The sequence below is a fragment of the Wukongibacter baidiensis genome (assembly GCF_050888315.1).
Classification (GTDB): domain Bacteria; phylum Bacillota; class Clostridia; order Peptostreptococcales; family Caminicellaceae; genus Wukongibacter; species Wukongibacter baidiensis.
In genome coordinates this window covers 3,006,855-3,028,859 of sequence record NZ_CP138202.1, presented here as the reverse complement: position 1 = coordinate 3,028,859, position 22,005 = coordinate 3,006,855, and the positions used below count along the sequence as shown (strand labels likewise).

At 33.2% G+C, this 22,005-nt stretch carries 18 protein-coding genes; 15 read left to right on the top strand and 3 right to left on the bottom strand.

Annotated elements, in window-relative coordinates:
* Window positions 1-220: 220 nt before the first annotated feature.
* A complete protein-coding gene (locus tag R9X47_RS13800; protein WP_432667450.1) occupies window positions 221-1,165 on the top strand; it encodes an effector binding domain-containing protein in 945 nt (314 codons plus the stop codon).
* Window positions 1,166-1,411: 246 nt separating this feature from the next.
* On the opposite strand, the gene R9X47_RS13795 is transcribed toward R9X47_RS13800, so the two are convergent.
* Window positions 1,412-7,168, bottom strand: a complete 5,757-nt coding sequence (locus R9X47_RS13795; RefSeq protein ID WP_432667449.1) for an MASE3 domain-containing sensor histidine kinase — start codon at window positions 7,166-7,168, stop codon at window positions 1,412-1,414.
* 292 nt (window positions 7,169-7,460) lie between these two features.
* On the opposite strand from R9X47_RS13795, the gene sigZ reads away from it, so the two are divergent.
* The 3 genes from sigZ (at window position 7,461) to R9X47_RS13780 (ending at window position 9,234) form a co-directional block, all read left to right on the top strand.
* On the top strand, window positions 7,461-8,033 hold the full coding sequence (sigZ, locus tag R9X47_RS13790; protein WP_432667448.1) for an RNA polymerase sigma factor SigZ: 573 nt from the start codon (window positions 7,461-7,463) through the stop codon (window positions 8,031-8,033).
* A gap of 185 nt (window positions 8,034-8,218) precedes the next feature.
* Window positions 8,219-8,785 carry a hypothetical protein gene (locus R9X47_RS13785; RefSeq protein ID WP_432667447.1) on the top strand — a complete coding sequence of 189 codons (567 nt, stop codon included), beginning with the start codon at window positions 8,219-8,221 and terminating at the stop codon, window positions 8,783-8,785.
* A 29-nt stretch (window positions 8,786-8,814) separates the two neighbouring features.
* Entirely contained in the window at window positions 8,815-9,234 is a 420-nt protein-coding gene (locus R9X47_RS13780) for a hypothetical protein (RefSeq protein WP_432667446.1), read from the top strand.
* A 68-nt stretch (window positions 9,235-9,302) separates the two neighbouring features.
* Here the strand turns inward: R9X47_RS13780 and R9X47_RS13775 are convergent, their stop codons facing one another.
* Complete coding sequence (locus R9X47_RS13775) at window positions 9,303-10,190, bottom strand: LysR substrate-binding domain-containing protein (protein ID WP_432667445.1); 888 nt, start codon at window positions 10,188-10,190, stop codon at window positions 9,303-9,305.
* A gap of 118 nt (window positions 10,191-10,308) precedes the next feature.
* Here R9X47_RS13775 and selD point away from each other — a divergent pair, with 118 nt between their 5' ends.
* The 11 genes from selD (at window position 10,309) to R9X47_RS13720 (ending at window position 19,707) form a co-directional block, all read left to right on the top strand.
* A complete protein-coding gene (gene selD, locus R9X47_RS13770) occupies window positions 10,309-11,352 on the top strand; it encodes a selenide, water dikinase SelD (protein WP_432667444.1) in 1,044 nt (347 codons plus the stop codon).
* A gap of 61 nt (window positions 11,353-11,413) precedes the next feature.
* Window positions 11,414-11,746, top strand: a complete 333-nt coding sequence (locus R9X47_RS13765; RefSeq protein ID WP_432667443.1) for a CGGC domain-containing protein — start codon at window positions 11,414-11,416, stop codon at window positions 11,744-11,746.
* Window positions 11,747-11,779: 33 nt separating this feature from the next.
* Complete coding sequence (tsoY, locus tag R9X47_RS13760; RefSeq protein WP_432667442.1) at window positions 11,780-12,919, top strand: selenoprotein TsoY; 1,140 nt, start codon at window positions 11,780-11,782, stop codon at window positions 12,917-12,919.
* Window positions 12,920-13,095: 176 nt separating this feature from the next.
* Window positions 13,096-13,677, top strand: a complete 582-nt coding sequence (locus R9X47_RS13755; protein ID WP_432667441.1) for a GNAT family N-acetyltransferase — start codon at window positions 13,096-13,098, stop codon at window positions 13,675-13,677.
* Window positions 13,678-13,708: 31 nt separating this feature from the next.
* A complete protein-coding gene (locus tag R9X47_RS13750; RefSeq protein ID WP_432667439.1) occupies window positions 13,709-14,269 on the top strand; it encodes a hypothetical protein in 561 nt (186 codons plus the stop codon).
* Between the two features lie 43 nt (window positions 14,270-14,312).
* Window positions 14,313-14,732: a hypothetical protein gene (locus R9X47_RS13745; RefSeq protein ID WP_432667438.1), complete on the top strand. Its 420-nt coding sequence runs from the start codon at window positions 14,313-14,315 to the stop codon at window positions 14,730-14,732.
* Window positions 14,733-14,897: 165 nt separating this feature from the next.
* Window positions 14,898-16,274, top strand: coding sequence for a sigma-54 interaction domain-containing protein (locus R9X47_RS13740; RefSeq protein WP_432667437.1), 1,377 nt, complete (start codon window positions 14,898-14,900; stop codon window positions 16,272-16,274).
* 399 nt (window positions 16,275-16,673) lie between these two features.
* Entirely contained in the window at window positions 16,674-17,867 is a 1,194-nt protein-coding gene (locus R9X47_RS13735) for a thiolase family protein (protein ID WP_432667436.1), read from the top strand.
* A 31-nt stretch (window positions 17,868-17,898) separates the two neighbouring features.
* Window positions 17,899-18,555, top strand: coding sequence for a CoA transferase subunit A (locus R9X47_RS13730; RefSeq protein WP_432667435.1), 657 nt, complete (start codon window positions 17,899-17,901; stop codon window positions 18,553-18,555).
* 10 nt (window positions 18,556-18,565) lie between these two features.
* Window positions 18,566-19,237 (top strand): 3-oxoacid CoA-transferase subunit B, encoded by a 672-nt coding sequence (locus R9X47_RS13725; RefSeq protein WP_432667434.1) that lies wholly within the window; start codon window positions 18,566-18,568, stop codon window positions 19,235-19,237.
* A 32-nt stretch (window positions 19,238-19,269) separates the two neighbouring features.
* The gene (locus R9X47_RS13720) at window positions 19,270-19,707 is read left to right on the top strand and encodes a GNAT family N-acetyltransferase (protein ID WP_432667433.1); all 438 of its coding nucleotides are present in this window, start codon (window positions 19,270-19,272) and stop codon (window positions 19,705-19,707) included.
* Window positions 19,708-19,786: 79 nt separating this feature from the next.
* Here R9X47_RS13720 and R9X47_RS13715 read toward each other — a convergent pair whose 3' ends face one another.
* Window positions 19,787-21,856 carry a histidine kinase N-terminal 7TM domain-containing protein gene (locus tag R9X47_RS13715; RefSeq protein ID WP_432667432.1) on the bottom strand — a complete coding sequence of 690 codons (2,070 nt, stop codon included), beginning with the start codon at window positions 21,854-21,856 and terminating at the stop codon, window positions 19,787-19,789.
* Window positions 21,857-22,005 lie beyond the last annotated feature (149 nt).

Genomic DNA, 22,005 nt, shown 5'->3' with positions numbered 1-22,005 from the left:
AGATGGTTCTAGTGTATAATAAATAATACTATATAATAAGTCATAAAAGAACAGGTCATTTATTTTGGACTGTTCTTTTATATACAAAGAAAGGCTAAAATTAAAAGGATTTTAAAGAAAAAAGAGAAAATTTTATAAAATTTTATTGACCTTGACGTTGCGTCAAGTTGTAAAATTAGTATAACGAAGCGCTTCGGAAATTTCATGGGAGGAAAAGATAATGTTAGAGTTGATAAAGATAGGGGATCTAGCAACAAAATATAATATATCAAGTAGAAGTTTACGCTACTATGAACAAATCGGTATTTTGAAGAGTATACGACAAGAGGATTCTCAATATCGTTATTATGACGATGAAGCAATAAATAGGCTAGAGCAAATTCTTATTCTAAGAAAGCTGCAAATTCCTATTAAAGATATATGCAATATTTTTTCTTCCCAAGACTTGATTGTTGCTGTGGATGCATTTACAAGGAAACTAAAATTTTTAGAAGAAGAGATTGAGGAATTGGAAGTACTAAAAGAATTAGTAGAGGCATTTCTCATATTCTTACGTGAAAAAGGTTATAGACATACTGAAGGATTATCTTTAATTCAAGAGCGCTCTGAATTATTGTCAATTCAAATTAAAGACGCAAAGAAAAAGAAGACCATTAGTAAGGAGGCGCTTATCATGGAAAGGAAAAGTAATAAACTATCGGATCACGATGTAAGAATTATAGAATTAAAACCTATGACGGTAGCATGGTATAGAGCAATAAGTACATCTCCGGAAAAAGATGCATGGGATGTAATGTTAAAGTGGATTAAGGAGCAGGAACTATGGAACATAGCTACAACACGCTACTTTGGTTTTAATAACCCAAATCCCACTCAGGGTAGTTCAGAATATGGTTATGAAGTATGGGTAACTATCCCTAGTGGAACTGTGGGTTCTGAGGAGATAAAGGTAAAGGAATTCTCAGGTGGTCTATATGCAGTAACTAGTGCATTTTTATACGATATAGGTGAGCGATGGGAAAAGCTATCAAGCTGGGTAGAAAAAAGTGATTTTCAATGGGCAAAACATCAATGGTTAGAGGAAAGCATAGCACCAAGTAGAGTATGGCATAAAGAAAATACTCAACTTGATTTATATCATCCAATTAAAGAGAAGAATTTGTAATACAATTAATATAGGTTGCCCCCCTTGTGGGCAACCTCAGGCTGCCCGGAAACCTGAATTTCTTCGTTGTTGCTTCAATCAAGAACCCTTACGTATGTCTCTATACGCTGCGGTCTCTTGTTTTCAGCACGCCTCGAACTTCAGCTTTCCGGGCAGCCTGCCATCTTGTTGACTTTGTCAACAATCTGAGGTTGCACCCTGTGGGCAACCTATAAGATATGGTAGGTCTTTACAACATTTAACTTATCAAAAGTATATATCTGAAAACTCGATCTGTATTCTTTCTTTATTGCTATCGGTGATAGCTATTTCTTCTATTGTATCCTGTGCCACTAACTCTTGAACCGGTAGCTCTATAATAAACTCACTTCCCTCTCCAGGCTTACTTTTTAGAGAAATCGTGCCACCCTGAAGTTCAACAAAGGATTTTACAAGGGATAATCCGATACCACTTCCTTCACTATTTCGTGAGAGGGATTTATCAGCTTGTACAAATCTATCAAATATTACCTTTTGCTTTTCTTCTAAGATACCTGTTCCTGTATCCTTTACCGATATGAGAATGCTTTGATCCTTATTTTTTAGATTGATAAATATATATCCACCTCTATCTGTGAACTTAATTGCATTTGATAGAAGATTTAGTAATATTCTTTCCATTTTATCAGGATCACAGGGCATTATCTTTTCTTCAATATCAGTATCGAATATTAATTTAATACCTTTATCCTTCACATATTCAGCAACAGATAAGGTAATGTCCTCGATAATACTTACAATATTGCATTGCTTTAAATCTAATTGAAAATATCCGGCATCGATTTTGGTAATATCAATTAAATTATTAACTAGCCTTATCAATCTATAACAATTTTGTTTCATCATACCAGAGTACTTGGTTATTTTAGAATAGCTGATTTCGCTTGAGTTATCATCTAACAATAAATTGAACATTTGTATAGCTCCAAGCATTACATTTAAAGGTGTCCTAAGCTCATGGGAGATATTTGCAATGAATTCAGTCTTTATTCTGTCATATTCAAAGGCTTCCTTCAATAAACGTTCCTTATCTTCTACGCTTTTACGCAATTTCTCTGCTTGTTTTCGATCTGTAATATCTCTAACAACACTTAGAATAGCTGACTTACCTTGGTAAGGAAATGAAGTTGATATTGACTCAATGTCAACTAATGTTCCATCATCACCTACAACTTTTAAGTCATATAATGGTGCGGCTTTTCCAGTGGTTAATATATGCTGTAATCTTTCATCAATAACCCCATGATAATCTGAATGGACTAAATCCTTTACACTTCTATTTATCAGACCTTTACTGTTTACTGCTCTGAAAAACTTTGCACAAATATCGTTAGCAAATAGAATCTCAAAGTTATCATGAACTAAAACACCGTCGGGTAATAGCTCTACTAGAAGTCGATATCGATTTTCACTTTTAATAAGCTCCAATTCCGTTCTTTTTCTTTCACTTATTTCTGACTTTAGTTTTTTTACAATCTCATTAAGTTCTTTCGTTCTTCCGTGTACAATCTTTTCTAAGCCTTGGTTCAGCTCTTTGATTTTATTATACATAACGGCATTTTCAATTGAAATAGCTGCCTGTGAAAACAGTATTTTCAATATTTTAATATGACTTGTAGTGAAGGCTCCCAGTGAAAGGTTATTTTCTAAATATCCAATGGCTATTAGACTCCCCCTGTAAATGATAGGCATACATAAAATAGATTTTGATTTATTCTTTACAATATAGGAATCAGTTGAGAACAGCCCTTCAGTAGATGCGTCATCCAAGACTATGTGTTCCCTGGTTCTTGCCACATAATTGACAATACTTTGGGAAATATCTTCGCATTTTTCTAGTGGAATATCACTCATTAATTTTACGTTTTCATGATTAATTTCTCCTCGAATAGTGAGCTTGTTTTCTGTGGCCATTATAAGGAAGCCTTTTTCAGCCCCGGAACTTTCTATACTAATTTTAAGAAGCTTTTTAAGTAGCTTATCAAGCTCGATCTCACTTGAGATAGTTTGAGAGGCTTTGATAACTGTGTCCATATCAATTATTTTTCCATTGTCTATTGGATTATTTAAACAATCACATCTTTCTTTCCGAGAAGACTGTAAAAATATATCATTATAATCTTCTTCTAAAATCTTTATCTTAGCCTTTGCTCCCCATAAATCATAGAGATAATAAGCGTCTTTCATATAAACAGCAGCAATTCTTTCTCTTCCTTTAGATAGGTGGAATTTTGCAGCCAATTCATTTGCCAGTGCTTCACTGTGAATAAATCCATTATCTTTAGCCGACTTTATAGACTGGTCGTATAAATCTATAGCTTTATCGTATTCACATGAAATACGAGCAGCTTCTGCCTCGACTAGAAGATATTTATGCAAGAAATTTTCCTTGCAGCTATCAGACCATATTTTCATTTGTTTTTGGTTGATACTTATTTGTTCTTTATATTGCTTTTTAACCTTTGCTGGAGCATTTTTATAAAGCGCTGCGAGGTTAAGCGAATAATAGAAGTTATATTCTACTGAAGAAGTGGTACCCAAAACAAACGTCAATAGATCTTTTGATTTAAGAATATAATCAATGCTTTTCGATGGATTTCCATAAATATAAGTAATCTGAGATTGTGTGATATAGTAATAACATAGGGCAAGGAAGTCTTTAGTGCTTGTACATTTTTCTACGAATAGCTGTTCATTTAGTTCTTCATTCTCATTAGTAGGATTTTTTATAGTCAAATGGTTAATTATTAACTTGAATCCCGAAATAGTATCAATCGCATGTTGATTTTTTGTTTTTAGACTAAATGAAAGAAACTTCTCCATGCCTTCTCTAATAGAATCTAGCTTTGTTCCTGTTCGAAACGAGTTTAATAAACTAACCATGAATATATACCCAACAAATTGAAAATCTCCTGATTTTAAGCCTAACTTATATCCTTTACGATATAAAGGATCAGCATTATTCATATGCTTTACCCATGGAATCAAAAAGCAGGCAAGATTAAAGTAAGCTCTACATTTTTGTGAGGCATCGCTCCACTTTTCACTGACTTTTAATCCAAGCAATCCAAACTCATAGCCAGATTGATATTCATCATATTGACTGAGAAAAATTCCGTAGTTAGTATAGCTGTGGGCTGATTCAGCAATATTACCATGTTGGATTGAAAGGTTCACTCTTTTTACAGCTATAAAGGACCATAAATCTGAGTTGGTCAGATATGCTAGAGGAGCTAGTTTAGTCAATAATTTCATCACGGCTATTTTATCAGGACTAGTCATATCTTGATTTTCGATTAAAGATTCAATAGGTCTATTGGCTAATAGTTCTCTTGATTTTTTTAGTTCTTTATCAAGTTCTGTACTTAGATTGTTAATAGGTAGGCTAACTCCTAGTTTATCCAATGCCTCTACACCAATTTGTATTGCTTTATTATATTTTGCTGACATAGTGTACATCACAATCAAGATCATATATAATTGAGATTTATCTAGAGCAGTCTTTGTTTTTGCTAATGATTGAGTGATCAGAAGTTCTGCCTTTTCAAAATCTCCATTTAAATACTCAAGCTCTGACTGTTCTCTATGCAAATCAAACATCAAATTATAATTGGACCGCCACTTGTCTTCACTTAAAAGGCTCATTCCTATAGTTAAAAAATCTAAAGCAGAATTATAGGCAGAAGATCTCTTTGCTTTTTTCCCAGCCATAAGATTCAATTTTGCTATTTGAATTTTTTCTACCTCGCTGTTAACCTCATTAAGGCTTTGATTAAAATGATTGACTATATCAAAAACTTTATCTTCTAGCTTGTTTTCATCAATACTATGCTTAAGAGAACGAGCAATTTTAAGATGAAAGATTTCCTTTTGCCTTTGTGGAATTAGTGAGTAAGAGGCCTGCTGAACCTTATCGTGTAAGAACTTAAAGACTCTATTATTATCATTCTCTATTGTTACTGGTGTGAGTTTGTAATTTTTGTCACTAGGTAAAATAAAGCCTTCTTGAATAGCCTCTGAAAGATGATTGATAGTTGTCCTGTATTGCTTATTATATATTAAAGATAAGGTATGTAAGTCAAATGTATTGCCAATACAAGAGGCTATCTGTAAAATTCTCTGGGTATCCTTTGGTAAATCCCTTAAGCGGTCTATCATTAAGTCAACTACATTATCAGAGGATTTCATTTTTGATACAGATTCTAGATCATATCTCCACTTTAATGAGTTAGAATCGAACTCTAGTATTCCTTCATGATAAAGAGTATAAAGGAGTTGTACCACGAAAAAGGCGTTACCTTGGGTTTTCTGTTTTATAAGTCTAGCAAGGGGCTTACTTTCTTCATATGTACAATGCAAAGTATCAGATATTAGTTGATTGATGTGAATAAGCTCTAAGGGATTCAAAGGTATATATGTTATATTGTTGCTTTCTGGTTCATCTATTTCATTTAAAACTGTCATAAGTGCATGTATATCATCTAAGGCATTAGCCCTATAAGCGCCGATGAAGAGTAAATGTTTGCTATTGGAGTCAGTTAGGAGAATCTTTAATAAACCTAAAGTAGCTTGGTCAGCCCATTGTAAATCATCGATAAATATTACCAAGGGGTGAGAAAATTGTGTAAAGGTCTTGATGAAATTTTGAAAAGTTAGATTAAAGCGACTTTGTGACTTCATAGGGTCCATTTTCGGAACAGAGGGTTGCTTGCCAATAATCAACTCTAGTTCTGGAATTAGATCGATGATGATTTGTCCGTTTATTCCTAAGGAGCTTAAAAGCTTATTTTTCCATTTCTCTAGATTTTCCTCTGTCTCCATTAAAATCTGTTTTATCAGCTCTGAAAATGCTTCTATGATTGCGCTATAGGGAATGTTATCCTTATATTGATCAAACTTTCCAGATATAAAGTATCCATTATGTTGTAAAAGGGGCTTTTGAATTTCATTAATTAAAAAAGTTTTCCCTATTCCAGGAGGACCATTAAATAAAATAGTTCTAACATTTCCTTCAAGTACCTTATTAAACTCACTGAATAAAGTCTCTACTTCTTTTTCCCTGCCATATAGTTTTTCGCAAATCTGAAAACTCTCTAGAATATCTTTCTTTCCTATTTCAAAACTTTCAATTTTTCCATTTGATTTTAGTTGGCGATAACATTCTTCGAGGTCTGACTTTAAACTTAAAGCACTTTGATAACGTTCTTCGGCTGTCTTTGAAATCAACCTCATAATTATATTGGAAATCACCATGGGAATATCGTTCTTTAGTTCAGATGGCGGAATAGGCTGTCTAGCAATATGACAATGAATTAGCTCCATCTTGTCATTACATTCAAATGTGACACTACCCGTTAACATTTCATAAAATATAACACCTAGGGAATAGAAATCGGTACGAAAATCTATAGAACGATTCATTCTACCAGTTTGCTCTGGAGAAATATAAAAAAGATTTCCTTCAAGTTTTTCTGGGCTCACTGCAGATTGAGTATCTTTTTTTACCTCGGTAGCAATCCCGAGGTCAATAAGTTTAACCGTGTTAGTTACTGGATTTATAAGGATGTTTTGTGGATTAAGGTTTTTATAAATTAAATTATTATTATGAATATTACTTAGGGTATCTACGATTGTCATGATAATTTCTATAGAACCTTCAAGACCAATTTGATGGAATTTCATGAAATGATTTAATGGCATGGCTTCAAAGTCTTCCATTATAATCGCCTTACTATGCCCAATACTTTCCATATTGTAGACCTTAATAATACCAGGAAAGTCTAATTTTTTTGTTACTTTATATTCATATTCAAATAAATCCAGTTCATCCAATGTTGGATAGTCTTTTTTTAAAACTTTAGCTACTATAGGTAATTTATCAATATTTCTGATTCCACGATAAATTATAGTGTTTTTACTCTCATAAAGTTTTTCTTTGAAATGATATCCCTCTATTGAAAACATTTAGCTGTCCCCCTTAACCAAAAGCCTTTATAGATTATCTCCTAGGTTTTTATACTTTTGCCAATAATAAAATATTCTATTTTTTATACAATTTTCCTTTCTAAACTTCATTATTTTACCAGAATATATTACAGGATATAACAAAAATAGAGTGGGAGAATCTACAATCTTTCAATCCTGTAATTTTACTCAAAAATATTATACAAATTCTATTTTACATAGCATATGAGGTTTTAGATAAAATACTATATAATATTAAATATATTTCATCTTGAATTGGTGGAGGATTAGAATGAATGATAAAGTCAAACATATTTGGAATGAATTTAGTACTGAGCTTTATAAGTATATTAATAGTAAAGTAAAAAGTGAGTATGATGCAGAGGATATTCTTCAAGATGTTTTTGTGAAGATTTACAAAAATGTTGATAAAGTAGATGAACTATCAGAGCTTAAGTCTTGGATCTATAAAATAACTAAAAATACGATTATTGATTATTATAGGAAGAAAAAAGATGTATCAGTTGGTATTGAGAAAATTGAAGAAGGTTTAGATGAAGATAATGATTCAGATAATATGAATGAAGAAATAAGTAAGTGCTTAGAGAAAATGATTTTTGAGCTTCCTAAAAAGTATCAAGAAGTTATTGAGCTACATGATATGAAAGGAATGAAACATAGGGAAATTTCAGAAAAATTTGATGTAACAGTATCATGTTCTAAAATGAGGGCTCAAAGGGCAAAGGCTAAGTTGAAAGATATATTGCTTGAATGTTGTGATTTTGAAGTAGATGTATATGGAAATGTTATTGATTATAAACAGAAAAAAGCTGAGTGCATAAGATGTGATAATAAGTGTGAATGAGATCTAACTGCTTGAAAACTTCTGTTGTCTATTTAGATGAAATAGACAACAGAAGTTTTTTGTTTTAGGGAAGTTTATTCTAAAAAAATTTTCGGAAAAAGTAAGAAAATCTGTGACCTTTTTTTGATTACATCGTCTTTACTAACGAAGTGCTTTTATAAAAGCTTGTAGAAAGGAGGTTAAAGATGTCACAGATGAACAAGAGAGAAATAACAGAAAAGATAAAATCTATGCTCAGTATATTTGATAAAGTTGGGATCGCAACAAAAGAAAGATTTGAGAATGCACCAGAGAAGTATCATCCTAAGAATCTATTGAAAGGATTTGAATCGGCAATAGTCTTTGCTGAAGGGAAGAAGGAAGATAGCATTGATGAAATGGGAGGTTTTAGTGACTATTTAGGTACAATTGCAGCCCAAAGTGAAGTGATTGATTATTTAAATTCATTGGGATATAAAGCTGTAATAATAGAAGGGTCTAGTAGGGAGGTTTCTCTTGTGAGGTTGGGAGTTGAAGCAGGAGTTGGTGAATTGAGTCCTGTAAATTCTCTAATAGTCAAGGGATTTGGTTTAACAACAAGCCTAGGTGCGACTATTACAGATGCTCCATTAATACCTGATGAAAAAGTCTCAGGCCTTTGTATCAAGTGTATGAAATGCCTAAAGGCATGTCCCATAAGAGATGTTTCATATGCAGAAGGGGACCTTAGCAAGTGTGCATGTGGAAAATGTAGAAATATTTGCCCTGTTTAATATAAAAATAGTATGAAAGGTAGGATAGTATGGATAAAAAAATAATTGAGATTTTTATGATAAAAGAAACATTAAATAATCAATCATCCAATGGAGTCGGTAGTAGTTGTGGGTGTGAATGTAGCTGTGGTTCAGCCAACTTATTAACAATTGCTGAATTAGTAGAGCGATTTTCTAAAAAATATGATTCCGTTGGAGAATTTAAGAGATATAATTTGACAGAAGAAAATAAAAAAGAGTTTATCGCAAAATTGAATAAAGTGCTTTTAAATAGCGGTGAAAGACTTATGGTTAGCGAATCAAATTTAGATTTTGTACTATCGAAAGTGACTCCACTAATTGCAGTCGATGGGAAAGTGATTTCAGTAAAAAATTATCCTGATGAAGAACAACTTTATAATTCTATTATGACTGGAAATAAAATACCGACGAAGTCAGGTTGTTGCTAATGTAAGAAGAATAATAAAAACAGGTCACTGATTTGACCTGTTTTTATGTTTATAGAGATTTAGTTAGTTTAAATATGATTTAGGATCTCATATTTCTTTATTAATGACCAAAAAGCTAATGCTGCTGGAGATAACCTTGTGGATTTTGGATAACTTATTGAAAATGAACGTTTCATGGATATCTCTTTTATAGGTACTAAAAGCCCTAATTGAAATTCATATTCAAAAGTATATTTAGACAAAAAAGCAACTCCCATATTATTTATGACACCTCGTTTAATTGCTTCAGTATCACCTAATGTAAGTTTCCTCGGACTTATATCAAAATTTGCAAGCAAGTCATCTAATAGCTGTTGAGTATCTGATCCTTTTTCCCTGCACAAGAAAGTCTCTTGGTTAAGCTGGGTAGAGGTAATATTAGTAGTTTCTATAAAGTTATGATTTTGAGGGACTACTAAGTATAGTTCGTCTTCAAAGAATTGCTCTTGGTACAAACCATTTACATTAACTGTACCAGCTATCAATCCGATGTCTACTTTTCCTTCATAGACCATTTCCTCTATTTCGCAACTATTGCCTACGTTTAAATAAATATCTATATTTGGATTTTTTCGTTGATACAAGCTTAAAATCGAAGGTAGCAAATAATTTGCAATAGTAGTACTAGCTCCTAGTGTAAGTTGGCCAGTAGTCAGATTTTTTAATTCAGCCATTTCTCTTTTTGCTCTATTGTTGAGATTTATTATTTTTTCTACATATACTAAAAATCGCCTTCCTGCATCTGTAAGGACTACTTGTCGACTTTGGCGCGTAAATAATTGTAAGTCCAGTTCCTTTTCTAGCGCTGCTATCTGACGTGAAAGAGCAGGTTGACTGATAAATAACTCCTCGGCAGCTTTAGAAAAAGTACCACTAATCGCTACTTGATAAAAGGCTTTCAAATGAGAAAATTCCATTAAATTCCTCCTGGTAAAAGGTATGCTAATTATGCATAAATAATATGAAATATATGCATTTCTATTATAACAGAATTCATGCTAAAATGAAAAACAATGGATTGGGGTGAAAAATTTGTTGAAAAAACCATTAGTTAATCTAACAGCCTATTCTACTGGCTCAGGTTGAGCAAGTAAGATTGGTCCGGCGGACCTAGAACAAGTTTTAAGTAGTTTACCATCGATAACAGATAAAAATATAGTAAGCGGATTGAAAGAAGATGCAGTTGTTTATCAGTTAAGCCCTTCTTTAGCAGTGGTTCAAACAGTAGATTTTATTACACCGGTGCTTAATGATCCTTATGCCTTTGGCGCTGTGGCGGCAGCAAATGCTCTTGGAGACATCTATGCCATGGGGGGGAAACCTACCTATGCCTTAAACATTGTAGAGTTCCCAGTAAAGAGCTTGCCACTAAGTATCCTAGAAGAAATTCTAAAAGGAGGAGCCGATAAAGCCCTTGAAGCAGGAGTAAGTGTTGCTGGAGGGCATTCAATAGAAGATAATGCACCGAAATATGGGATGACAGTAACCGGCTTAGTTGATCCGATGAAGATAGTTAGAAAAAAGGGTGCTCGTTCAGGGGATATATTGTTCTTAACTAAACCATTGGGGACAGGGATTATTACTAGCGCTATTGATCGTGGGCTTGCGGAGTCAGAAATAGAAGAAGAGATATATAGAATAATGGCTCATTTAAATAAAGACGCCTCTGAGGCCATGATGTCTGTTGGAGTCCATGCTTGTACTGATGTAACTGGATTTGGATTATTAGGGCACCTGTATGAGATGATGGCATCTAGCCAAGTCTCTGCTCAGATAAACATTAACAAAATTCCCTTGATTACTGAGACAAGGAGTTTGTTAAAAATGGGAGCTGTTCCTCCAGGGACTCATAATAATTACCGATATTTACGAGATAAAACTATCTGGAAAAAAGAGATTTCTCAGGAAGATATAATGCTTTTGTGTGATCCTCAAACATCGGGAGGCCTTTTAATAGCTGTATCTCAGGAAAAGGCAGATCAATTGCAAACTGCTCTGCTTGAAGCAGGCTGCATTGTAGCATCAGAAATAGGACTAGTAACTGAAAAACGAGAAAAATCAATAGAAGTGGTATTGTAGCTTTAGATGAATTTGATAAACAAGGATTCTAATATATCACAAGAATACGAGGGAGATAAAAATGAAAGTTGGATTAATTAGGTGCATGCAAACGGAAGATTTATGCCCAGCTACTACAGACTTTAAAGTAATGAAAGAGAAAAAATGTGCCTTTGAAGGAGTAGAAGGTGAAATTGAAGTCATTGGGGTAAATACATGTGGAGGATGTCCAGGAAAAAAGGCAGTTACAAGGGCCCTTGAAATGGTAAAAAGAAGTGCAGATACTATCGTTTTGGCATCCTGTATCACAAGAGGAAATCCTATTGGCTTTGCTTGTCCACATGCAGAGAAAATAAAAGAGACAATTGCAAAAAAACTCGGTGATAGCATAAGAATCATTGACTATACACACTAAAATTACATAATACTAAACGAGGAGAGTAGTTATATGAAAAAATTTACACCATTAAAATTTCAAGGATCTTTAGCGGCAGCAGGAATGGCGCTAATGCCCTTCAATTTTTTAAAAACTACAGTTTATAAAGGTGAAGGTGCAGTTGCTTTTTCACAATTATCTTCACTATCTTTAAGTCCTTTTGAGCACTTAAAAGCTCTATTTCTAACAGGTTTGATGTTTACATTTATAGTAATTCATTTATTACTCACTGCTATTTTTCTAAAGGAGCTTTTTGTATGGATATTTAAAACTAATGGGTTTAATGAACTAATAAAAAATCCACTAGCTAATACAGCAATATTTTCACCATTAATCTCAATATCAATGAGCATGGTTGTAGTTCTCGGTCCAATTAGTTTTTTTGTACCGCAAATATCAGCTAATATGCAAAGCTTAATGCTACCAGCCCTTGTTTTCTTTATCTTTTTATGGGGATTATTGATATCGCTATTGGTAAGTGTTTTTAAGACTATATTTACAGAGTCATTTGAGTATGAAAAACTAAACTTTGGTTGGTTGCTGGATGTATTAGCAATTGGTGCTGTTGCATTATATGGCTCAGGTATTGCAACTTCATCGAATAATACCATGATAGCGTCGATTGCTGCATTTATGACTATTATTGTATTACTAATTGGAATTTTAGTTTTTGCTTTAAAAGTAGCATTACTTTTTTATCAACAAATCAAGTCAAAGGTAATGCCGGATACTCCTCTATTACCAGCATACTTTTTAATAATACCTCCAATGTGCTTATTAGGGTTTAGTTTCTATAAAGTATTAGTGTACGTTAATAAAGTTTACGCTTTTGATATAAATGCAATGTCCTTTATGGTTATTGTATTTGCATATGTAGCTACAATTCTTTGGTGGACTTTTTTAATAGTATTATTAAAGGATTATTTTAAAAATAAGTTTATATCTAGTAATTTCTCTCCTGCTCAATGGGGGATGGTCTGAGGGTTTGTTGGATCCCAAGTTTTGGGAACAGTTGTTTATGGCAAGTATTTGCCAAGTCCTTTAATTGGAGTTGTTAATTTTATAAGCATTATTTTAGCATCAATCGTTTTTTCAATAATACTGATAAAATTTATCAAAGCATCTAAAAATATAGAGGCTGTTTCATCTTAGCTAGATATGTAAGCAAAATAATAGCAAGAGGTGTTAGGTCTGAAAAGTTGAACAGGTCATTGGATTGACCTGTTTTTAATTTAAAAAAACAAAGGATTTTATGGAAATAAATAGAATTAATACATTGCTATTATTACTGCGTACTTATAGAACTGAATCATTTTGTGGGGGAAAAGATGATGGATATTAATGATCTATTTAATAAGTTGACTAATATAGAAACGAATAGGTTTCTACTAAGAGAAATAAGAGATGAGGATTATAAAGAGATATTCGATATTTACTCTAAAGATGAAGTGCTTAAATATCAGAACATGGTACCGATGAAAAATTTAGATGAAGCTGTAGAGTATGTAAACTTTATATCTGAAGGTTATAAAAACAAAAGGTTTATTAGGTGGGGGATAGCTGGAAAAGAGGATGATAGAGTTATAGGATTAGTAGCTCTACATCATATTGAAAGTGGAAATTCAAAGGTGAGTATAGGATATATTTTGAATAAAAGATTTTGGAGACAAAAGATCATGAGTGAAGTAATGGATGTAATAGTTGACTTTGTTTTCAACGAGCTCAATTTAAATAGGATCGAGGCGAGTATACATCCAGATAATAGTGCATCAATAAAATTGTGTGAGAAACTGGGATTTAAGAAGGAAGGATTAAAGGCAGAATGTATATTCAATAAAAATACAAATATATTCGAAGATAGATTGATGTATGGAATGATAAAGAAGAATTACCAGCAAAACAAGGAATAAAATGATTAAAAAGTTTTAGAGTTGTATGGGGGTGATAGCTATAAATAGGCAGAGATTTATATGGATGAGTATAGCAGTCATAATTATTGCATATGTTATATTTGCTTTTCCAGTTAAGATAAACAAAGAGCTACCTGCTGTAAGATATAGACTTGGAGATGAAAAATTTGCTGAAAATATTACCATAAAAATAGATGGTAGATATGTTAGAAAGCTATTTTCAGATGACGTTTTTGTAGGCACTATTTATATTGAAGGTTATGAATTCACTGATGATAGTTCTGGATTTAGAAACTTAAAGAGCACTCTAGCTAATATTAACTTTAATAGAAAAGGACATGGAATGTATAAATATGTCAAGATTAGTTCAGGAGATCTTCAGGACTTAATGGAAGGGGAGATATATATGAAGGATAAATTCTCTGTGTTAAGTATGACTATTATGGAAAAAGATAGCCCAGATAGTGCTATTAGTGGTTGGAATAGTGGAGATGGTCTAGTGATATCCGCTCCTGCAAAAACACGTCAAGAGGCTTTAAATATATTCAATTTACTAATTAAGGATATTCTAAATTGTCGGCCACTTAAATAATTAGATATTATAGCAAGTTGATTAGATGAAAGAGGGGAACGGAATGAAAAACGTAAGTTTAGTTATTAAAGGAAATGAAATCAGAAAAGTAGTAGATATAATATCAACTCAGATAGATGTAGTTTATAAATTTGAATCTGATAATGTTCTAATTTTAATGAAGGAAGAACCCTATTTTAGAGTTAAATCTAATCTCTTATCAACTTATATATTTGAATTTCATCAAGAGGATGAGGCAAAGATTGAGATAGTAACAGGTGGAGGTAGAGATGAACTTGAGATGGATTGGGGCTGCGAAAACAGTGAAAATAAAAAAATAGTTGAGAACATAATTACAATATGTAAAGATAATTCCTATGAAGTCAAAGAGGTATACCCCGATGAATTTAAAGAAAAACTTTTTAAATCTATTAAAGATTTAGCTGTTGAGAAGTTTTCTAAGCTTATGTTTAAAAAAAAGTAGTATAAACTTGGCTTTGCAATTTTCCAAAAGAGCTAATCAATATTAAAGGAACTAGCATATTAATTATCTTAGATTTACTATCGTACTAATGTATAATAATATTAGAAATAATACGAAAAACTATAAAGATTCTAATAGTTAGAAGATAATTAAGGTGTGAGATTAATGGTTACTATAGATTCTATTTTAGATGATAATACCAAAAGAATATTAGACATACTGAGCGTTGGAATAATCGTGACGGATGGTCTAGGTGTTGTTAGATATGTTAATCCTGAATATATGTCATACTCTGGTCTATCCTTAGATGATATAGTGGGAAAACAGTTAGCTAATGTGAGACCGGGAGCGGTACTGCCATCTGTACTTCAAAGTAAAAAAGCTTTATACAATATTCCTAGAAAGATAGGCAATGTAGAATCATATAACGACTATTTTCCAATAATTATTGAAGACAAATTTATTGGAGGAATTGTTATAGTCAAGGATATTGTAAGGATGAAAGAAATATTAGAAATGATAAAAGAAAATAATGAGAAGATCAGCCAATTAGGTCAAGTCCTTAAGAGTGCATTTAAAGCCAGATTCGAGTTTGCTGACATAATAGGAATAAATGGAGGATTAAATAAAGTAGCCGACATATGTTATAAAGCTGCTAGAGCAGATAGTCCTGTATTGTTGATGGGGGAAAGCGGTACTGGAAAAGAGGTATTTGCCCAATCTATACATAATGAAAGCAAGAGAAAGGATTATCCCTTTGTAGATGTGAATTGCGCCACCTTGCCCGAACATCTTTTAGAAAGTGAGCTGTTTGGCTATGCGCCTGGAGCTTTTACTGGTGCAAACCAAAAAGGGAAAATGGGACTTTTTGAAATTGCTAACGGAGGCACAATATTCCTAGATGAAATATCAGGAATGTCAATTACCCTTCAAACCAAGCTTTTAAGAGTTCTGCAAGAGAAATGCATTAGAAGAATTGGTGGAGAAAAAAATATTGATATTGATGTTAAGGTAATAGCAGCTACTAATAGAAATGTTAATGAATTAATTAGCGATAGTAAATTTCGAGAGGATTTGTACTTTAGATTAGCAGTTTTCGTAGTTAACCTTCCTCCTCTGAGAGAAAGAAAATCCGATTTGGCTTTGCTAGTAGACCATTTTATAAAGGAGCAAATGAAGGAAAAGAAGCATGTAATTAAGGTTAGTGACAAAGTTATGGATATATTTAATCAATATGACTGGTGTGGAAACGTAAGGGAGTTAAAAAATACTATTGAATATGCCGTAAACCTTACAGAAGACTTTATCGTGAAAGCTCAAGATTTACCTAAAAACCTCATTGAAAAAAATAATATAGGTAAATTCATGGGAAATACTAAAGAGAAGTCTCTAAAAGAAATTGTAGAAGGTGTTGAAGCAAAGGTTTTAAAGGAATACTTAGATATCTATGGTCACAGCCTGGAATCCAAGAAAAAGATTGCCATACAGCTTGATATCTCCACTGCTACTTTATATAATAAACTCAAAAAATATAATCTTTAAAAAATTCATATAAGTAGCTAGATAATATGATGTGAAAAAATTCTAATAAAATAGAAACTTCTAGTTTATTAGAATTCATGAAATGAAAGCGTTTTATAAGATAATACGTATTTATTCTAAAAAGTTAGAACAAACATAAAAGAAAGTTTACTAAAGGGGCTGTCCTATAAAGGTTTCTCATGAGCTCAGCCCGGGGTGTTTCAGAATGAGTGAAGTTCAAGGGTTTGAAATTTCAACGGTTTGGCTAGTACTAACGTACGTACTAAGTCAGTGAACATTTCAAATAACACAGAAATTCGCCATTACGAGACACCCTCATTTATTTTTTTGATTTGGCATTGATATTGCTTATATCTTTGTAAGTAATAACAACTATACACTACATGAGGAGGTCTAGCTATGAAATCAGTTGTAGTAGCATCGGCAGTAAGAACAGCAATTGGAAACCTAGGAGGAACATTAAAAGAAGTATTACCCGAAGAATTGAGCAGAATTGTAATAAATCAATCTATTGATAGAGCTAATATTGCTAAAGAGATGATAGATGAGGTTATACTTGGTCAATCAAAGCAAACGACTGATGCTCCAAATATCTCGAGAGTAGCTTCATTAATGGCTGGAATACCAGAAACAACTCCAGCCTACACCGTTCATAGGCAGTGTGGGTCTGGTATGCAATCTATTATAAACGGTGTTTGGCAGATTCAAGCGGGGTATGCAGACATAGTTGTAGTCGGTGGAGTGGAGAGCATGAGTACGGCTCCTTACTATATTAGAGGTGGTAGATTTGGATATGGAGCAGGGAATGGAGAAATTATCGATCCAAATACTGAAAGTCAGCCTAAATCACAACCGGAAGATATTTATGGTAGATTTACAATGGGCTTAACAGCTGAAAATTTAGTTGAAAGGTACAATATATCTAGAATTGAGCAAGACGAGTTTGCCTTTTTAAGCCAAAAAAAAGCAATCGATGCAATGGATAAAGGTAAGTTCAAGGATGAAATCGTACCTATCATTCTAAAAAAGAAAAAAGAAACTATAATTTTTGATACAGATGAATTTCCAAGAAGGAATTCAAGCCTTGAGAAGCTTTCAAAGCTAAGACCAGTATTTAAAAAAGATGGAACAGTAACTGCTGGAAATAGTTCAGGACGTAATGATGGTGCGGCAGCTCTAATACTAATGTCAGAGGAAAAGGCTAAAGAGTTTGATATTGCTCCGATAGGAAGGTTTGTCTCAGCAGGAATAGGTGGAGTAGATCCGAGAATAATGGGGATAGGACCTGTTCCGGCCACCATAGATGCACTAAATAGAGCTGGTCTTAAGCTAGATGATATAGATCTAATTGAGCTAAACGAAGCCTTTGCAGGACAGAGCTTAGCAGTGATTAAAGAACTAAATATTAATAGGGAAATATTAAATGTAAATGGTGGGGCAATTGCCCTTGGGCATCCTATAGGGTGTACGGGAGCCAGAATTGTAACCACTTTATTACATGAGATGAAGAGAAGAGATAGTAAATATGGACTTGCAACACTATGTATAGCAGGTGGACTTGGATTAACTACAATCTTTGAAAAACTGAAATAGAAATTTAGATATTATCGGAGGAGAGTAAAATATGAAACCTGTTAACAAGCACGTTAGGATTGAAGAAGCTACTTCACATATAAAACCGGATTCAAGAATAATGGTAGGAGGCTTTGGTCTTAGAGGGTACCCAGAAAATCTTGTGGACGCACTGGCAGAGCAGGGAACAAAGAACTTAACAATAATAAGTAATGATTTAGGAAGCCCGGGAGTAGGGTTAGGTAAACTGCTTACAAATGGACAAGTAAAATCTTTGATAGGAACCTACTATAACTGGAATACCGATGTGGCAGATAGTTATAATAAAGGGGAAATAACAGTTGATTTAGTCCCCCAAGGAACTATGATAGAGGCAATCAGAGCTGCAGGGGTAGGAATTCCAGCATTTTATTCGCCTACATCGGTAGGGACAGATCTTTCACGGGGAAAAGAAACCAAGGAATTTGATGGTAAAGAATATGTCCTGGAGAAGGCTATCAAGGCTGATGTAGCCTTGATTAAGGCTCATAAAGCAGATAAACTAGGAAATCTTGTTTACTATAAGACTGCAAGAAACTTCAATCCTATAATGGCTATGGCAGCAGACATGGTAATAGCTCAGGTTGATGAGATTGTCGAGATTGGAGAACTTAACCCTGACCATATCGTAACTCCTCATATGTTCGTAGACTATATAATTAAAAGGTAGGTGAAGTGTGATGCTTTCTAATGAAGAAGCTAAAATAAGGATTGTAAAAAGAATAGCTAATGAATTTAACGGTAAAGATAAAATGATGTTTATCAATTTAGGAGTGGGAACGCCTACCCTAGTAGCAGATTATATAAATGACAAAAACATCTTTATTCAAGCAGAAAATGGAATGCTAGGAGTTGGGCCGAAGGCGGACGAAGACAACTATGACGATCAAATTATAAATGCAGGAAGGCATGTAGTTACAGAGATGCCTGGATGTTGTTACTTTGATAGTGCAACCTCATTTGGAATGATTAGAGCGGGGCATATAGATGCTACGGTTCTTGGAGCCTTTGAAGTTGATGAAAAAGGTAATATAGCTAACTGGATAATTCCTAATGGGAAACAGTTAGGAGTAGGTGGAGCCATGGACTTAGTAGCCGGTGTGAAGAAAGTAATAATTGCTATGAGGCATACTGATAAACACAAGAATCCTAAAATAAAGAAACAGTGTAAGCTACCTATAACGGGATACGGAGAAGCAGATATGGTTGTTACAGAACTTGCCGTTTTTACATTTGAAGATGGTAAAATGTTTTTGAGAGAAATCGCTCCAGAAGTTACACTAGAAAAATTGAAGGAGTTGACAGAGGCAGATTTTATTGTAGACCAAGATCTAAAGGCTATGATGGTATAATTAGAAGATAGAGGACAAGGGAGGAGAGTGAATTGGATAAAATAACTGTTAGGGAGTTTACCTACACCCTAGAGGATGCTAAAAAGCTAAAAGAAATTGATTCTGTAACCTTTAAAGACTGTAATTATGAGGAAAGAAAAATTATTGAGATTTCAAAGAATCCTCAAAATAAAATATTTATTGCCGAGTACGATGACTTATCAGTAGGATTTATTAGTTTGATAGAAGTACAAACACTACACTATCACGGTTTATGGGTAGACCTCATTGCTGTCAAACCAGAGTTTCAGAAACTAGGTGTAGGACAAAAACTATTAGAATATGGGCAGCGATATGGTAAGGAATTAAAAGTGGATATGATGAGTGCCCTTGTAGCCACTAATAATCATGCTTCAAAGAGGAGCTTTGAGAAACGGGAGTTTTTATCGGTGGATAAAGAATATAATCTATATTTATATGAACAAGAATAATGGAATATAGTATAAAATATGATAATGCTGATGTTTGATCTAAACATCAGCATTATATATATCAAACTTGATTTTGTTTTTAGGCACCTTCACATTCAGCTACTTCAAGTAGACTTACCATAATGTCCACTAAGTTTGGATCAAACTGTGTTCCTCTACATCTTTTAAGCTCTTCTATAGCAGATTTCTCAGTCATAGGTTTATTGTAAGGCCTTTCATTTGTCATAACGTCATAGGAATCAACGATGCTAATAATTCTCGATTCTATAGGAATATCTTCTCCCTTTAATCCCATTGGATAACCTCTTCCATCCCATCTTTCATGATGATGCAATATGCCATGCGCAATATTTACGAGATCTGGAGATGACAAGGCTATATTATATCCCTTTTCAGTGTGGGTTTTAATAATCTCAAATTCTTCATCAGTGAGCTTGCTCGGCTTCATTAGTATATGATGAGGAATGGCGATTTTACCTATATCATGTAGTATTGCAAGCATTGATAAATCATTAATTTGATTATCTTTCAGTCCAACTTTTCTTCCGAGTTTTAGTGCCATTTTTTGAGTTCTCTCCGCGTGGGCTTTAGTTTCGAAATCACTTTGCTCTAATGCTGTTTTTAAGGATTCTATAATTGAACTTTTAGTGCTTTTACTTTCCATCATTTTTTTTCGATACATAGTATTATCTGCCTGCTTAACATGTTCAAATATAGAGTCGTCAGCGGATTCCATGAGACTATATCCAAAGCAAATACTTAGCTTTGCTAAACCAACACTATTCATACTGCAATCATACTTAATTCTTTCAAGCAGCTGATTTGTCATATTTTCATCTGAATTATATAAAATAATTGCGAACTCGTCTCCGCCGACTCTTGATATAGTACCAATGGAACCGGTATGCTTCCTTAAAATCTCAGCTGTCTTAATAATAATCTCGTCCCCTACATCATGACCAAAGGCATCATTTATCATTTTAAGACCATTGATTCCACCTTTGATTATAGCTATGGGAAGATGATCACGGACACTAAGGTCCTTTAAGTAGTTATCTATATAAATGCGGTTGTTAAGGCCTGTTAGTTGATCGGTAGTTGCCATTGTCTGTAGCTTATTCATCATCCTTTTAAGATTAGTAATATCATGAAATACAATTACTGAGCCTAGTTTGTTTTCATTTTCATACAGTGGTGATTCCTGCATTGAATAATATAATTGACCTTCATCATTATTTATAACAACCTCTGTACCATTCTCCGTTTCATATAATTTAGCATTGTTATCTTTTAAGACAACATTCAGCGAATCTTTGAAATACCTATTTAGAATGTTTATATTACTTTTTTTGACTAACTCTTTAGTAGCTAAGTTTATATCAAGCACTCTACTATTAATATCCGTTACAATTACTAAATCCTGCATATTTTCTACAACTAAATCCCTTGCAATAGGAATAATCTCAGGAACGCTATAATAAAACAATGCCCAGTACATAATCAATCCAGTTAAAACAAAGGATATTGATGTTAAATCTAGATTTTCATCTAAAAACGAGAAAATGTAATTAATATTTATCAGCCAAGGTGGTAACATACTAATCAGCATAACGCCTACCTGTCCTCTATAATACTTAGGCAACTCATAAAATCTATTAATTAATAGAATGGATGATGCAAGTAAGCTTGCATAGGCATAGATAGTATTAAGCCAGAAGATTATGCCATTTTCAGTTACCACTATTGTCATAGTTTCTAAATTTATGATCTCGATAGATTTCCTAAACAAATGTAAGAACGGGTTTGTAAATACAAAGAAAAGAAACGTAATGGGCAATATACAAAGTATATAGACTAGTTTCTTAGATAGCAAATGATCTTTTTTACAGTACTTCAAGGCAAATAGTAAAGTAAATAAAGGAATAGGAATCACTCCTAAAAACTTGAATTCATGCCAAAAAATCATTGCTTTATCGGTACTAGAAAGGTATGACATTGCATTAGAAAAATTCCATATTATTGTAGATGAAATAACTAATAAAAATAAATTGTAAGATGTCGAACTTTTCTTTTTCCAAGCTAGTAATAGGATCACTAGCATTGATAGCGAAATAATTAAATGTAGAATACCCATTCCAATCTGACTCATTGCTGTCCCTCCATATTCACAAGACTTATATAATAAAAATCTTGTGATATATAATTTGTGATTTTGTTGGTAAATTTAATCTAGAATGTTAGTACATTACTACAACACTTAATTTTAACATATGTATTTTTGTTTGTACAAGTTTGTAC